Genomic DNA, 14,980 nt, shown 5'->3' on the forward strand with positions numbered 1-14,980 from the left:
TGGGTAATAGGTAATGGGTAATGGGTAGTAGGTATTAGGCAGAGTAGTGCTATGTAAAGTTGATCTCGATGGCTAATTTTCCCAATTCCCAATTCTCAATTCCCAATTCTCAATTCCCAATTCCCGATTCCCGATTCCCGATTCCCGATTCCCCATCCCCCATTCTAAATTCTAAATTCCAAATTCTAAATTCTCCTGATGTTAAAAATTGCTTACACCATTAAAATTGGTAGCGTTGTCTGTAACGCTGGGCAACAAACGCAGCTCATTGAGTTGCGATCGCATAGTTCTTTAACTATTCCGGTTAATACCTGCTGTCTTGTTCTAGGGTTACCACAGGGTTTAACTATCAGTCCAGAAGAGCTGGTATCGGTGGAATTGGGCTATGAGAATAAGCAAACGTTAGTCTTTACCGGTAAGGTTAGTAGGGTAGACTGGAGCATTGACCGTGTCAGGATTGAGGCTGCCAGCACTTTTGGGAGTTTGACCGCAGCTCGGTTAAATCGGGTTTACGAAAAACCAAATGCTGGAGATATTGTCAAAGATATTCTCAAGTTGGGCAAGGTGAAGGTGGGGCAAGTGGAGAATGGTCTGAAATTTTCGGTCTATGGGGTGGGAGAGTTGAGGTCAGCCTATGACGAGCTCGAGACCTTAGCACAACAATGTGGCTTTGATTTCTATGCCAACACCCAAGACAAAGCTGTATTTGCCAAATATAACCCTGCCAGTACCCATCAATTCAAATATGGGGAAGACATTCTGGCCTTGGAATTGGAGCAACCCCATCCTGGGGTTGAGCAGGTAGAAATTTACGGGGAAAGTCCCAGCAGTCAAGGACAAGGAGAACAGGCTTACTCTTGGCTTACGAAAAAAGAGGTTAAGGGTACTGCTGGTTCCGGTTCTGGTTTTACGACTCTACGACTGACTGACCCCACAGCTCGTACCCAGGCAGTTGCTCAGAAAATGGCTGAGGCGGTTTTGGCTAAGCAGCGCCAGAAGCAACGGGGTGAAATTAAGGTGCTAGGTAATGCTAATGTCAAGCTAGGAGATGAGATCAAGGTGTCAAAAATGCCGATGGCTACCCTGAATGGTAGCTTCAAAGTCACGGGAGTGAGCCACCGTCTCAATCGCCGTAGTGGTTTTTGTACTGTAATTGATTGGGAGGAAGTGTGACAGACTCGATTGTTGGAGTAATGCAGAAGGTTGCTCGGCAGGAAGCACGTAAAGTTTACACTACTGAGTTGGGGATTGTGACAGCGGTGTTTCCCCATACCTCTGAGAGTGACAAGGACAACTACCAATGTTCAGTCAAGTTAAAGAACAAGAAACAGCCAGACGGCAAAGACTTTGAATTGCGCAAAGTGCCAGTAGCAACCCCCCATTTAGGACTGGTTAATATTCCCAATGTTGGGGATTTGGTGTTGGTTACCTTTATTGGGGGTAATCTCAATGCTCCTGTGATTATTGGTCGGCTCTACAATGACCAAGACCAACCCCCTGTCAACAAGGAAAAGGAATTCTACCTACAAAATAACCCGAAAGACGGGGGTAGTTTGAAAATTGATCAGGAGGGGGTAGTTACTATTACTAGTAAAAATGAGAAACAGGTGATTACTGTCGATGATGAAAAAATTGATCTCACCAACGAAAAGTGCCATGTCACCCTGGAAGGAGGAGATGCTACCCTGAAAAACGAAAAATGTACCGTGGCTTTATCTGGTGGTAATATCACTATTGATAACGGCACCTGCAAGATTAAAGTTGAAAGTGGGGGCATCACCATTGATGCAGCTAGCTCTAATGTCACCGTCAAAAGTGTAGGTTCGATCAAGATTGGGGATGCAAGTACGGCTTCTGTACAAGTTGGTGGACGGTTACCGGCTAATGCGGTTGGTGATAGTGACGATATTATTCTGAGTACCCACACCCATGTGGGTAACCTCGGCGCTCCCTGTCCGGTGATGGTGCCAACAGAGAAGATTAATTCAATTCAGGCAAAGGCGAGAAATACCAAGGTGGGGTAATGGTTAGAATCAAAGGGGCAAATAGCGATTATAAATTTTTAAATGGCTCAATTCAAGATCTAAAAGGAGACCATCCTGTTTACCTCAAAATTTTCGTCTGTCCTTATGATATGCCTAGCCCCATTGAGGAACCTGATGAAAATGGTTGGTGTGAGGGGACAGATGAGCAATGTCCTCATGGTAAAAAGAATGGTGAAAAAAGTCCTGGTCATGCTCTAATTTGTTTACATCAAGAGGATGGTATTTCCCTAGAAACGAATAACAACGTAACGGCAACCGGACCCCTGGTGGCTGAGAAGGGAATCACGATTAAGGATGAGCTGGTGTTGGATGTCTCAGAGGCAAAGGCGGGGTTGGTGATCACGATGAAGGGAGAGGAAATTTTACGCCTTAATATTTCTGATCAAGGTGATATCGAATTGTCCCCTCTCAATCCATCAAAAACTATTAAAATTAACGGCAATTTGGAGGTAACTCAAGGCTTGACGGTTGCCGGGAAGGAGTTACCAATTTAGGTAATAGGTAATGGGTAATAGGTAATAGGTAATGGGTAATGGGTAATGGGTAATGGGTAATGGGTAATGGGTAATAGGGAATCGGGAATCGGGAATCGGGAATCGGGAATGGGTAAAGAATATTCTATTATTTTACTGTAGACACTATATAGTGTTTATCGTAGTTATGAGGCACGGTTGTCAACCTCAAAGTCCCCCTTATTAAGGGGGATTTAGGGGGATCAATTTTTACCTGATGGGATATAAAATTGCTCTAATTATAAATAGAGGAGATTAATGAAATCACAGCTTCAAGAAGCGGTCAACATTGCTCAGTCCCTTTCATTAGTAGAGCAGCTTGAACTACTCAAAATACTATCCACAATTATTCAAAAGAACCATGCCCTAGAAATTAAAACTATACCAGAAGGCGATAATACTGACTTTTCAGCAGAAAGCTTTCGCAAATCTTGGCAGCAAGCTGTGACTGGACAAACCCTACCCATTTCTCAAATCTGGGAGGGAATTGATATTGACTGACGCTCCGTTAGTTGAGGTGCAACTTACTCCTGAGTTTCAGCGTAAATTGAGAGCAGTCAAAAAAATACAAATTAAAGTAGGGTGAACAAAGTTATCTTATCTAGAATACTCATGTGAATCAAAATGTTTTTGCCCACCCTACAAGCTTGTTTGTCAAATCAGAATCAGACCTCAAAAACTGCTGCCGAACTCTCATTACTTATAGCAAGTATTATAGCTATGAGATACAAAGGTATCCCCCTAAATCCCCCTTGAAAAGGGGGACTTTGAGGTTTATAAGCGTACCTCACAACTGTAAATAACGCTATATAACCCATAACCTATTACCCATTACCTATTACCTAACTATGGGATGGTTTTTATTTCAACTATCCGTTGACTGCTCGAGCACCTGTTTCACTTGTTCAACTTCTAATTCTAAAGCTTGGGCAACTTGTTCTATGGTTAACCCCAAAGCTAACAACCGAGGTATGGACTCTAATTTGGCTTGAATTTTACCTTCAAGTCTGCCTTCTTGTATACCTTCAAGTCTGCCTTCGGCTAAAGCCTCCTGATAAACTTTGGTTTGCCGTAAATCACTTAAGCTAAACATTGCTTCTATCTCCCTACGACTGAGTTTGGGTAACTTATACACCAGTATGGTCTCTATTAATTGTAGAAGTTCTGTTCTTTGTCGTTCATTCTCGATCTCCTCAGTGGTCCGTTGAATCAACTCTTGAGCAAGTGCTATCGCAGTATCTTCCTTGGTGACAATTAGCTGTACTGTGGCTATACCCACCGATGTTGCAGATATCTCGGCTAATTCATCGAGATAAATCCGAGATACCCTTGGGGAATCGAGTAATTCTCGATACCTAAGAGTTGCTCCTTTATCCACATTGCGACTAGGGTAAATCACCACACCACGCCAATCATTGCTGAGTTCAGTTTGGTCTAAGTACATGAAAATTTCACTAAAGAAGCGGGAGTAAAATTGAGAGTCCCTCTGAAATTCGACTTCCACAAAATAAATCGGTTGTTGGGCTGTGGTAGTTGTCGGCAGGAATACCCCATCAATTCTAAAAGCTAGTTGTTTGACTTCCACAGAAGCGAATTGATAACCAAGTGCCTCAGTAGCACAATGGTGAATTAATTCAAAGAAAATACTGGGAAACGATTGAAACAGGCGATAGAAGATGGTGTCGGTTTTCACATTCAGCTCATTACTTAACTATACCTAGTATAATCATAATAGTAATGATAATCGCAATGGGTAATGGGTAAGTTGAGTAGCCTATTGCTTCTCAAGACTACTCAACAGTAGAATTGGCAAGGGCTTAAGCTGGCTCTTGCTCCAGCCTATGCGCTACGCGCACGCTGCGCGAACAGCTATCAGCCATTACCGATCAGCCTATGCGCTACGCGCACGCTGCGCGAACAGCTATCAGCCATTACCGATTCCCGATTCCCCATTCCCCATCACCAAATGGAAAAAGATTTATTATTCACTCGCCGCCACAGCGGACAATTCATTTCTGAGCGACAATTCGTAGACCTTCAAAGTGTCAATCGTGACTTGGCCACAGCGACAGGTTTAGATAATTTGGCTCAGGCAATTCTCAATCGCCTTTACACCCGTAAAGGGGAGCTGGCGGCTTTGGGACATCCCAATTATGGGTCACGGCTCCACCTGTTAGTGGGTGAACAAAATAATAATCGTCTTCGCTCCCTTGCTAATCTCTATATCCGTGAGTGTCTAGCTCAAGAACCTCGGATAGAAGAAATCAAGGCCATAGATTTTGAGCCTCCCTCTCGTCAGCAACGTTATACACTCGTAGCAACTTTAGTCCTTAAAGCTGTAGGCCAGGAAACACCCTTGACCCTGAGCTTTTCCCTACCTGGAGGGTAATTTGATGGTTTTTGAGAAAAAAGGCTTTGCTCAACTGTTCGAGGCCATGCAGAGTCGCACTCCTCCCACACTAACTGATTTTCAAGAAGGCAGTGTGGTGCGCACTCTATACGAGTCCTTTGCTTGGGAACTCGCCGTCCTCTACGAGCAGATGCAACGGGTATATCTCTCTGGTTTTGTGGATACCGCCGAAGGCATTGACCTTGACAAAGTCGTTGCCATTTTAGGCATTAAGCGGGGAGAACCGGACTATGCTACCGGAAAAGTTACCTTTACGCGAGATCTGGGCATTGATGAAGATATTTTTATTCCCAAAGGTACACTAGTAACTACGGAAGATACCCAGGAGTCTCCCAAAAAAGCCTACAAGACCATTGAAGAAGGCAAGATTTCCAAAGACCAAACCACTGCCCAGGTGAGAGTCCAGGCTCTACGACGGGGTAAAACAGAGGAAACTGAAGCTGAAACCATTGTGGTGATGCCTCAGCCGGTAGTGGGGGTGAAGTCAGTTAATAATCAAGAAACCCTGGGATTTACCGGTAAACTACAGGAGAGTGACGAACAACTGCGCCAACGAGCCAAGCAAACCTTGTTGGCGACCAGTGGCGGTAATACTACTTCCATCCGGAATGCTCTGTTGAGTTTACCTGGGGTGAGGGAAGTGCAAGTTAGAGAAAACTTCCACTTCCCTAGGGGCAAGGTAATGGTTACTCATCGTGAGTCCCTTACTGAAGAGCTTAAGGTTCCCAAAGGGACAACTATAACACTCCAAGTCTCAGACACAAAAACTAAAGACTATCACACCACTCAAGAGGTAATCCTCTCAGCAGGTCAAAATCCAGCAGTGGAGGTGGAGGTAGAGGCTGGTATTCCTGGAGCAGCTGGGGAAGCTCAGGCTAATGCAACTTGGAAAGAGTTAGTGGTTGATAGGGTAACTCTTACGCTTAGCAATGAGCGGCCTATTTCACGGCAAGACTTTGGCATTATTGAAATATTCGTTGATGGCATTGATTTTACAGATATTGATAAAACTAGTCAGCTCAAACAAGAAATTGACCGAGTCAAGGCAGCTGGAATCTACGCACTAGTTAAACCGGCTACAGCAGTGAATATTGACGGGGTGTTCCAACTTGAACTCCAACCAGAACTGAAACTGTCTCCAGAGGAACGGCTACAGTTGGAAGAACAGGTACAGCAGACAATTATCTCCCATCTCAAAGACCAGAAAATGGGTCAACCCCTGCTGATCTCTCAACTCACGAGGAAGATACTAGGCTGCAACGGTGTCAATGATTTAGTTGATTTTACCCTCACGACCAGTATTCGTAATTCAGAAGGCACTGAACTGTCTACCCAGCACTATAAATCCTCCGAAACGCCAGTGAAACGGCTAGAAGTAGATATCTTAGAAAAGTTCACCCCCCACTCGGTTCGCGTTGCCTCAGAAATCAAACCCCTGCTTGTAGCCTTACAAATTAAGGCTCAAGCACTAGATGACCAGAAACAACAGGCAATTGAAACAGCGCTAAAACAATATTTTGCTGACTTCAAACCATCCCAGGAAGTGGTTAAAAGTGAGATTAAGGCAAGAATTGAAACAATCACCACCATCGAAGCAATCAAGTTAATTCCCTCCTTCTGGCAACCAGGGATTCCCTTTGATGGCGAAACCGTTAAGGTCACGTTTGTGGAGCAGGCTCAGCTCAGTTCGGTATTTCTCTATGAGAGATTACTCACCATTACTGGAGCCTTGAAATTAATCCTACCGGTTACAGTTACCCAACAAGAGAAGCAGCACATTTACCAAAAGGTTCGGGAGCAGGTTAGTGCTTATTTTGAGCAACTTCAACCAGAAGAAAATATTCAAATTGAGCAGCTGGTTAAGCAAGCAAAAACCGTAGAATCAGTGCTAGATATTAATTGGAAACTGGAGGATTTTCGGTTTATTAATGGGGAAGATGCTGAGGATATAATTGACCGAGACCAGAAGCAAATTCAGGTAAACAAATTTGAAAAAACTCAGTTAGGTGATGCTGATAAGTTTATCATTACCAGCGATATCTAGGTTGTTGAGGTTGCGATCGCTACTTTGAATTTAAGGCTAACTCCGGCGGTTGCAGTTCCCGAAACTGTTGACCCAGCACAACTTAAGAGTGCCATGAAAGCTGCAGTTACAAGTATTGTGATTCCCTCTCTGGAGCAGTTACCCAAACTAGCAGTGGGAGAAAATCTGGATTATAACCAATTGAAAACTCTGCTGCTGGTAGATATCAGGACTAATGCAGGCAATCTGGCCAAGGAAATCCTTAAGATTTTCATCAGCAATGGCCAAGTTTCAAAGGAAAATCAGGAGAAGTTAATGGAAGCACTCCGAAGCTTTCTCGGAGATTCTAGCTACACGATTGATCAGCTTGAACTCAGAGCCAAGGGTAGCTCCTATCAGGACAATATTCCCATTGCGATTGTAGAACGGGCTGAGATTCAGTTACAAGTGCCGTCTACTTTGGAAATTGTGATTGAAGATAAGTAATGTAGCAATTCTCTATCCCATGAGGTGGGGATCCCCCGTTGGTCCCCCTTAGCAAGGGGGACTTTTCCCAGCTAATTGGATGCTTCTTCCCCCCAGAATTGGGGGGCTAGGGCGTGTCTTCTTGCCTCGGAGATCCCCCGTTGGTCCCCCTTAGCAAGGGGGATTTTTCCCAGCTAATTGGATTCTTGTTCCCCCCAGAATTGGGGGGCTAGGGGGGCAAAATTTAGTATCAAAAAACTTTTCAGATATCCTCTTATAAAGGGGGAGTTTGAGTAGGTAATAGGTAATAGGTAATGGAAAAACGCGGCAAAACCACCAGCATCACCAATCGGTTTCCTCACTTCTATGACGGAGCCAATGTTGAGAGTTTGCTCTACCAATTTATTGATGTCTTTGGCGTCTTGCTAGAGCAAGGGGAAACCGACTTGCTCGCTGTGATGCGTTCCCATCATGTGGATACCGCTGACAATGAAGGTTCTCAAGGCTTTATTGCTAACAAAAAGGGAGATTTAGATCAACTTTTTGCTCTCTACCTAGAAGCTTTAGGGGGCACCTCTCAACTGGTACAGGTTAGTCACCAGTTTAGTCCAGGGAGTATTAAAAATGTCAGTAACTTGGCCAAGAAACTTCATGAAGGCAGGGATGAACTGTCTCAGTATTTGCGATCGCAACTTGATCACGATACCAAGAGCCTTCTGGAGCGCTATCAGGTTTCCCAGGCTCAATTTAACCTAGAGTCTTTCAGGGATCTGCCCGGTCTGGCCATTAAGCTGTTGGTTGCTACCGTTGCTACCGATCAACTCAGTCATTATCTCAAAATTCACTTGCCCCCAGAAACCCTAGAACTGCTCAATCACTATGACGGTTTCCCCCCGCTTCCTGACCCCCTACAGCAGGGACTGGTGCAAACACTCAACCAACAGCTGCTTAATCCCTCCCTCTATCGGAAAAATAAGCCATACTTCCAAACCCTGACTCTTGGCAAAGCAGCTCAGCCATTGCTGGCACAACAACCAATCGGGGAAGACCGACAACGTCTCAATCGCTTGTTGTTAGAGGCTGCCTATCCAGACTATATCAGCCCTAGCCCTATACCCACTCTGGCGGAGGTAGAACAGGGGTTAATAAACGGACTCAATCGGTGTCTTGAAGACCCCTCACTATACCAAAAAACTTACCAAGACACCGACCAACCCCGACCAGAAACCCCTCCCCAGGGAAATGATCTGATTATCCAGAATCGGCAATTGCTAGAAGCCGCCTATCCCAATGAGATTGCCAAGAGTTATGCTCCTTACCGAGAGCGACTCAAAGGTTTGATTCAAATCCTCCGTCAAGGAGCAGCTACCAAGCAAGGGATTATTGATTTGGTGGCAGCCAACTTGGGAATTTTAGGAGATTCTCCCGCAGCTCAAGCTGCTAAGGAAACCATTGAAATTAAAGAGTTCATGCCTCGGCTGACTCAGTTGCATCCTCATAATCAGCCAGAACATTCCTACGTGCTGAGACTTGGGGCAGAATTTGAGGTATATAACCCCAACCCGCAGCCTGAGAAAATCGAAATTTTCCTGGCAGTTCAGCCAAGTCTGCCTGTGGTATTATACAATTTGCGAGTTGTTAGGTGCGATACTGAAGAATCGGTTACTTACCAAGGAGAAGCGAGGGCATCCGATGTATTGTCCTTTCGAGAGAATACTGTTGAAGTCAACGGTAAACCTTATGCAACAGAAGGAACGCCCCAACTACCAACGCAAACCTCTCGCTGGCGGCTGGAAGCCCAGTTAGCTGAGGGGGTTCCCCTGGCACGATTTGACCAACAGCGCTTTGGTGAAACCACCTTTGCCTTGAGTCAACCCGCCGTCTCTCTGGAAATGAGATTCTACAAACTCACCCCAGGGGTGTTTGAGGTAAAAATTCCTTGGGATATTCCCGGCTTTACTGATAAGTTTCAGCAAGCAGGGGACCATCCTCGCCATCAAATTGCTGGAATTATTGACAAGGTTAAAGCCGCTGGTGTTCTGGGGATGATTACCTATGAAAAGCGCTTTCAGGAAACTCACGAGATGGTAGCACGGTTGGGAGTCGAGCGTTCTCCTTTTCTGGAAGAACATCTTGCCGAAGATACCTTGACTATTAGTAGTATTCAGGTTCCCTATCCAGAGGGAGTAGTCCACGAAATGTCTGATAACCTGCTTACTTGTGGAGTATTTGACTATACGGGCTTTGATAGCGGGAATGGTTTTGGTTGAAGAAAGGGAGTAGGGAGTAGGGAGTAGGGAGTAGGGCAGGGCTATTTCATTCTAGATGGTAAGATAAGATGCTAAGGCACAAGAGGGAGCATGTCCCTTATGCAGAACATTTGTACTAAATCTTATGCCCCCTCATGGGTTTAAGCTTGCTGTGATGGTACATAGTTCATTTGTTGTGCAACGCAAGACCTGCTCCCGGCACAAGGGCACAAGAGAATCAACATCGATGGGTCAAATTGCTATTTTAGAAGCCAATTCTTATTTACCAGATGCTCGTAGAGGCCAGGGAAGAAGACACTCAGTGGCTATATGTCTGGCTATCTTTACCCAGCGCAGTCGCTGCAGGGCAATATTGGATTAAAGCGCGATCGCTGATTGGATTGAAACAATCGTGAGGAGTTGAGCCAATTGTTTCAAGTCAACAGACTGCCATCATACAGCACAATCCGCCGAGTGTTACTGAACATGGTAACTTCCGATTATTCAGCAAGGCTAGCTTGCTTTTTCGAGATCACTCCGGAAGCGGGAGAGACTAATGGGGTAGATGGGAAAGTTTTGAGAGGGTCATTTATGGTCGAACAAGACAATCCACATTGCGATCGCCATCCCGCAATTATGGAGCGTGAGTGCCTACTTGGTAGAGAGAGGATTAATTCTCAAGCGAGATCAGGTAGACAAAAAAACGAATGAGATTAAGGCAGTGCCAGAGTTTATTAAAGCACGCTTCGCTCAAAGGCGTGGTTTTTGCCTTTGATGCTATAAACACCCAAAAAAAACTTGTCAGCTGATCATCGATAGTGGGAATCACTCTAATGCAGCCCTCGTAATGTGAACCAACCAAAACGAGTTGCAGCCGCCCAGCAGCAGTTCGTTCCTCAGCAATCTTTTGAACAGATAAATATTGGACACGGTCGAATAGAAAAACGAAGTGTTAGTATAAGCCCACGTTACCCAAGGTTTGCCTTCAAGGCAAAGATTAGCTACCGTGATTCAAGTTCAGTCCCGACGGATTACTACAAACACGCTTTCTGACCCAGATCCGATACTATATCTCTGACTTGAAAGAAACGGCTGAACAAAAGCCCAAGCGGATTCGAGGCTATTGGGGCGATTAGAACAAAGTTCATTATGTCTGTTGATGTCACTCAGCGGTGTTGATAAATCTCGTATCAGGACAACTCCTCTGGTACAAAGAAGGGCGATCGCTCGTAATTTAGCTCTGAATCTTTATCGAGATGCAGGGTTTGACAACATGGCTCAGGCACAAAGAAAATGCCAATTTGGGCTTAAGCATATTTTGGCACTTTTTAGAATGAAATAGCCCTGGGAGTAGGGAATGTAGAATGAAGAATTAAGAATGTAGAATGAAGAATTAAGAATGTAGAATGAAGAATTAAGAATGGTTAATCTAGATTCTAACTTCTAACTTCTAACTTCTAACTTCTAACTTCTAACTTCTAACTTCCCGATTCCCTCTAAATTCCCGATTTACGATTCCCGATTTCCTCTAAATTCCCGATTCCCGATTCCCGATTCCCGATTCCCGATTCCCGATTCCCTCTAAATTCCCAATTCTTCATTCTCAATTCTTCATTCTTAATTCTTCATTCTTCATTCTTCATTCTTAATTCTTCATTCTTCATTCTCAATTCTTCATTCTTAATTCTTCATTCTTCATTCTTCATTCTTAATTCTTCATTCTTCATTCTTAATTCTTAATTCTTCATTCTTCATTCTTATATGAAAATTGCCGAAAGCCTCGACATGAAAGGTAGGTTGACTATCCAAACCTATAATCCTCAAGATCAGCTGGTGCAGGAAGTTAAAGCTGACAACTCGATTGTTTACACAGGGCGGGAATTAGTTGCTAAGTTATTTACTAATCAAACCATTGACCCGATCCGCTACATCGCCTTAGGGACTGGCAACACCGCTGTTAACCCAGCTACGGATACTCAATTGGGAAAAGAGGTGTTTCGTAAAGAACTTAAACCGTTTGACCTCGGCAAAGATTTAAAAAAAACTGAGGAAGATGACAAAAAGTGTAAAATTACGTTGTCTGTAGACCTAGATTTTGGGGAACCTGATAAACAGCCAGTTGAGTTAACTGAAGCGGGGTTGTTCAATAGCAAAAAAAAAGACCAGGGAATCATGTATAATCGAGTGACTTTCCCGAAAATTACCAAGAGCGAAAATTTTAAATTAACTCTGGTGTGGGAAATTTTGTTTTAGTGAAAACTATACAGTTTAGGGAGCAGCAATGACCAACGGCTTTGAACCAAAACAGAAAAATCCTGGAGATTTGATCCTTTCGGCAGATTGGAATGCCGCCATGGGTGAAATTGACCGTTTGGGGAATACTCTTAAAGACATAAAACAAAAAGCAACAAGCTTCCAGGGACCTCTAACCATTGCAGAAGCCCTGAACGTTAAGGGCAACGTAGGAATTGGGACAGAAACTCCCACCGCTAAACTGGAAGTCAAGGGAAACCTGAAACTAGAATTAGGAGAAGCGGTCAATGAATTTTCCAGCGATGGTACCTTGGCAGGGGAATCGAATCAAGCTGTCCCCACGCAACTGGCAGTGAAAACCTATGTAGACCATAAAGTGAAAGGGGTAGAAGCTAGGGCCCTTGAGTCGTTTGAAACTAAAAAGCTCCAAGTCAGTGAGACGCTGACGGTAGAGGGTGCTACACAACTCAAGGGCAGTCTGCAACTGGGGCAGGGCGTACAAGTAGCGCAATTTAGTGACACCATCGGCCAATCCAGAGAATCCTCCCTGGTAGTAGTCCCCACGCAACTGGCAGTGAAAAACTATGTAGACAATAAAGTGCAAGGGTTAGACGATAGCCTCAAAGCCTACATCATAAAGCTTTTATATGAGCCAAAATTATATGACATAAAAATAGAATCCTTTAAGTTAGCTCAAGGAGTCATTTTGGAAATGGCATACATCCCAGGAGGTATGTTCTTGATGGGTTCCCCTATTAGTGAATTTAGGCGCAGTGATGACGAAGGCCCCCAGCATTTGGTAAATGTATCAGGGTTCTGGATGGGACAATTTCCAGTAACTCAGCAGCAGTGGCAAGCCGTTCTTGGTAACCCTAAACTTAAGATTGAGGATGACCCCAAAAACCTATCTAACTTTAAAGGCGATAAGCTACCCGTTGATAATGTATCATGGCATGATTGTCAAAAATTTTGTGAGCGACTCAATCAAAAATTTCAGGGTCCACTCCAGGGTCGAAAATTCCGTTTGCCGAGTGAGGCAGAATGGGAATATGCCTGTCGAGCAGGTACGACAACTAGATATTACTTTGGTGACAATGAGTCAGAACTAGGAGAGTATGCTTGGTACAATCGTAATTCTGATCACAAAACTCATCCAGTAGGACAAAAAAACCCGAATAACTGGAAATTGTATGATATGATGGGTAATGTCAGGGAATGGTGTGAAGATACCTGGCATGGCAACTATTATGGTGCCCCAGTAGACGGTAGTGCCCGTATTGATAATAATAATAATCGGTTGCTGCGCGGTGGCTCTTGGAACGGCAACTCAAGGTACTGCCGCTGTACCTATCGCCTCAGTAGCTCGACGAGCAGCAGGAAGCATAACCACGGTTTTCGGGTAGTTTATTCCTAGGCGTGGAATCTTCTTTGCCCTTTCGCCTTTTTCTAAGTAATAGGTAATCGGGAATCGGGAATCGGGAATCGGGAATCGGGAATCGGGAATGGAGAATTAAGAATGGAGAATTAAGAATTGAGAATTGAGAATTGAGAATTAAGAATTGGTAATCGGGAATTTAGGATAGGGATCTTGTAGGGTGGTCAAATGGACATGACTGCTGATAAAATTGCCAAACTCTCATTATTTGCCCACCCTAGCCTAGGGAATGCGATTTTTCTATGGGATGCTTGTTGTTTCAGGGATCCGTTGACTGCTGGAGCACCTGTTTCACAAGTTCAACCTCTAATTCTAAAGCTTGGGCAACTTGTTCTACGGTTAACCCCAACGCTAACAACCGAGGTATGGACTTTAATTTGCCTTGAATTTCACCTTCAAGTCTCCCTTCTTGTATACCTTCAAGTCTCCCTTCTTGTATACCTTCAAGTCTCCCTTCTTGTATACCTTCAAGCCTACCTTCGGCTAAAGCCTCTTGATAAACTTTGGTTTGCCGTAAATCACTTAAGCTAAACATGGCTTCTATCTCCGTGCGACTGAGTTTGGGTAACTTATACACTAGTATGGTCTCTATTAATTGTAGAAGTTCTCGCTTTTGTCGTTCATTGTCTATCTCCTCAGTGGTTCGTTGAATCAAGTCTTGAGCAAGTGAGATCGCAGTATCTTCCTCGGTTACAATTAGCTGTACTGTAGCTATACCCACCGATGGTGCAGAGGTCTCGGCTAATTCATCGAGATAAATCCGAGATACCCTTGGGGAATCGACTAATTCTTGATATTGTTGAGTAGCTCCTTTATCCACATTGCGGCTCGGGTAAATCACCACACCACGCCAATCATTGCTGATTTTGTTTTTGTTTAAGTACATGAAAATTTCGGTAAAGAAGCGGGAGTAAAATTCAGAGTCCCTCTGAAATTGGACTTCTACAAAATAAATCGGTTGTTGGGCTGTGGTGGTTGTCGGCAGGAATACTCCATCAATTCTAAATGCTAGTTGTTTGACTTCCACAGAGGCGAATTGATAAGCTTGTGCTTCTGTAGGGGAATGGTTAATTAATTCAAAGAAGATACTGGGAAACGATTGAAACAGGCGATAGAAGATGGTGTCGGTTTTCACATTTAGGTCATTACTTAACTATAGCTATACCTATAGTAACATTAATCGTAATGGTAATGATAATGGTTAATAGGGAATGGGTAATGTAGTTAAACCAGACACAAGCAGGGAACCCGCCCGTATATGGATGTATACTTGAATCTAGGAAACAATTCCTTACCCTAGAGACTGTTGTTTGTAAAATCACACAGAATCAGACCTCAAAAACGGCTGCCTAACTCCCATAACCTATTACCTATTACCCATTATCTAAAAAAAATGATTCAACACTTACTATCCCAAATCAGCGAGCAGCTTAAGCAACAACTAATTCAAGACATCTCTACACCTCAAATAGAAATTGTTGCTCAACCCATTACCGAATCACCAACAACACTACCACACATCAGCATCTATCCCTGGGGGGGCGACGAAACAGTCTGAAATGCTTGGTATGTAAAGTTTGTAGGATTT

At 43.9% G+C, this 14,980-nt stretch carries 16 protein-coding genes; 14 read left to right on the forward strand and 2 right to left on the reverse strand.

What is annotated here, in order from left to right; all coding sequences use genetic code 11:
- Positions 1–68: 68 nt before the first annotated feature.
- The 5 genes from BJP37_RS39275 to BJP37_RS15060 all read left to right on the forward strand — a co-directional run bounded on the left by BJP37_RS39275 (position 69) and on the right by BJP37_RS15060 (position 3,058).
- Positions 69–224 carry a hypothetical protein gene (locus BJP37_RS39275; RefSeq protein ID WP_158069594.1) on the forward strand — a complete coding sequence of 52 codons (156 nt, stop codon included), beginning with the start codon at positions 69–71 and terminating at the stop codon, positions 222–224.
- On the forward strand, positions 199–1,173 hold the full coding sequence (locus BJP37_RS15040; RefSeq protein WP_075899932.1) for a hypothetical protein: 975 nt from the start codon (positions 199–201) through the stop codon (positions 1,171–1,173). The genes BJP37_RS39275 and BJP37_RS15040 overlap by 26 nt, the downstream gene beginning before the upstream one ends.
- Positions 1,170–2,024, forward strand: a complete 855-nt coding sequence (locus BJP37_RS15045) for a phage baseplate assembly protein V (protein WP_081431195.1) — start codon at positions 1,170–1,172, stop codon at positions 2,022–2,024. The genes BJP37_RS15040 and BJP37_RS15045 overlap by 4 nt, the downstream gene beginning before the upstream one ends.
- Positions 2,024–2,539, forward strand: a complete 516-nt coding sequence (locus BJP37_RS15050; protein WP_075899934.1) for a hypothetical protein — start codon at positions 2,024–2,026, stop codon at positions 2,537–2,539. Before BJP37_RS15045 ends, BJP37_RS15050 begins: the two co-directional genes overlap by 1 nt.
- Before the next feature lie 276 nt (positions 2,540–2,815).
- Positions 2,816–3,058 (forward strand): hypothetical protein, encoded by a 243-nt coding sequence (locus tag BJP37_RS15060; protein ID WP_075899936.1) that lies wholly within the window; start codon positions 2,816–2,818, stop codon positions 3,056–3,058.
- 364 nt (positions 3,059–3,422) lie between these two features.
- Here BJP37_RS15060 and BJP37_RS15065 read toward each other — a convergent pair whose 3' ends face one another.
- A complete protein-coding gene (locus BJP37_RS15065) occupies positions 3,423–4,250 on the reverse strand; it encodes an Rpn family recombination-promoting nuclease/putative transposase (protein ID WP_075899938.1) in 828 nt (275 codons plus the stop codon).
- Positions 4,251–4,523: 273 nt separating this feature from the next.
- On the opposite strand from BJP37_RS15065, the gene BJP37_RS15070 reads away from it, so the two are divergent.
- From BJP37_RS15070 to BJP37_RS15105, 8 genes are all read left to right on the forward strand, one after another.
- Positions 4,524–4,946, forward strand: coding sequence for a GPW/gp25 family protein (locus BJP37_RS15070; protein WP_075899940.1), 423 nt, complete (start codon positions 4,524–4,526; stop codon positions 4,944–4,946).
- 4 nt (positions 4,947–4,950) lie between these two features.
- Positions 4,951–7,011, forward strand: a complete 2,061-nt coding sequence (locus BJP37_RS15075; protein ID WP_075899942.1) for a baseplate J/gp47 family protein — start codon at positions 4,951–4,953, stop codon at positions 7,009–7,011.
- Between the two features lie 24 nt (positions 7,012–7,035).
- Positions 7,036–7,476, forward strand: a complete 441-nt coding sequence (locus tag BJP37_RS15080) for a hypothetical protein (protein WP_143727623.1) — start codon at positions 7,036–7,038, stop codon at positions 7,474–7,476.
- 293 nt (positions 7,477–7,769) lie between these two features.
- Complete coding sequence (locus BJP37_RS15085; protein ID WP_075899946.1) at positions 7,770–9,725, forward strand: hypothetical protein; 1,956 nt, start codon at positions 7,770–7,772, stop codon at positions 9,723–9,725.
- Between the two features lie 465 nt (positions 9,726–10,190).
- The gene (locus tag BJP37_RS15090) at positions 10,191–10,415 is read left to right on the forward strand and encodes a hypothetical protein (RefSeq protein WP_143727626.1); all 225 of its coding nucleotides are present in this window, start codon (positions 10,191–10,193) and stop codon (positions 10,413–10,415) included.
- Between the two features lie 448 nt (positions 10,416–10,863).
- Positions 10,864–11,046: a hypothetical protein gene (locus tag BJP37_RS15095; RefSeq protein ID WP_075899948.1), complete on the forward strand. Its 183-nt coding sequence runs from the start codon at positions 10,864–10,866 to the stop codon at positions 11,044–11,046.
- A 419-nt stretch (positions 11,047–11,465) separates the two neighbouring features.
- A complete protein-coding gene (locus BJP37_RS15100; RefSeq protein ID WP_075899950.1) occupies positions 11,466–11,957 on the forward strand; it encodes a hypothetical protein in 492 nt (163 codons plus the stop codon).
- A 28-nt stretch (positions 11,958–11,985) separates the two neighbouring features.
- The gene (locus BJP37_RS15105) at positions 11,986–13,371 is read left to right on the forward strand and encodes a formylglycine-generating enzyme family protein (protein WP_075899952.1); all 1,386 of its coding nucleotides are present in this window, start codon (positions 11,986–11,988) and stop codon (positions 13,369–13,371) included.
- 280 nt (positions 13,372–13,651) lie between these two features.
- Here the strand turns inward: BJP37_RS15105 and BJP37_RS15110 are convergent, their stop codons facing one another.
- Entirely contained in the window at positions 13,652–14,527 is an 876-nt protein-coding gene (locus tag BJP37_RS15110; RefSeq protein ID WP_075899954.1) for an Rpn family recombination-promoting nuclease/putative transposase, read from the reverse strand.
- Between the two features lie 258 nt (positions 14,528–14,785).
- Between BJP37_RS15110 and BJP37_RS39280 the strand changes: the two genes are divergently transcribed.
- Positions 14,786–14,950, forward strand: a complete 165-nt coding sequence (locus BJP37_RS39280) for a hypothetical protein (RefSeq protein ID WP_158069595.1) — start codon at positions 14,786–14,788, stop codon at positions 14,948–14,950.
- The last annotated feature ends 30 nt before the right edge of the window (positions 14,951–14,980 follow it).

This window comes from Moorena bouillonii PNG (assembly GCF_001942495.1).
GTDB lineage: Bacteria > Cyanobacteriota > Cyanobacteriia > Cyanobacteriales > Coleofasciculaceae > Moorena > Moorena bouillonii.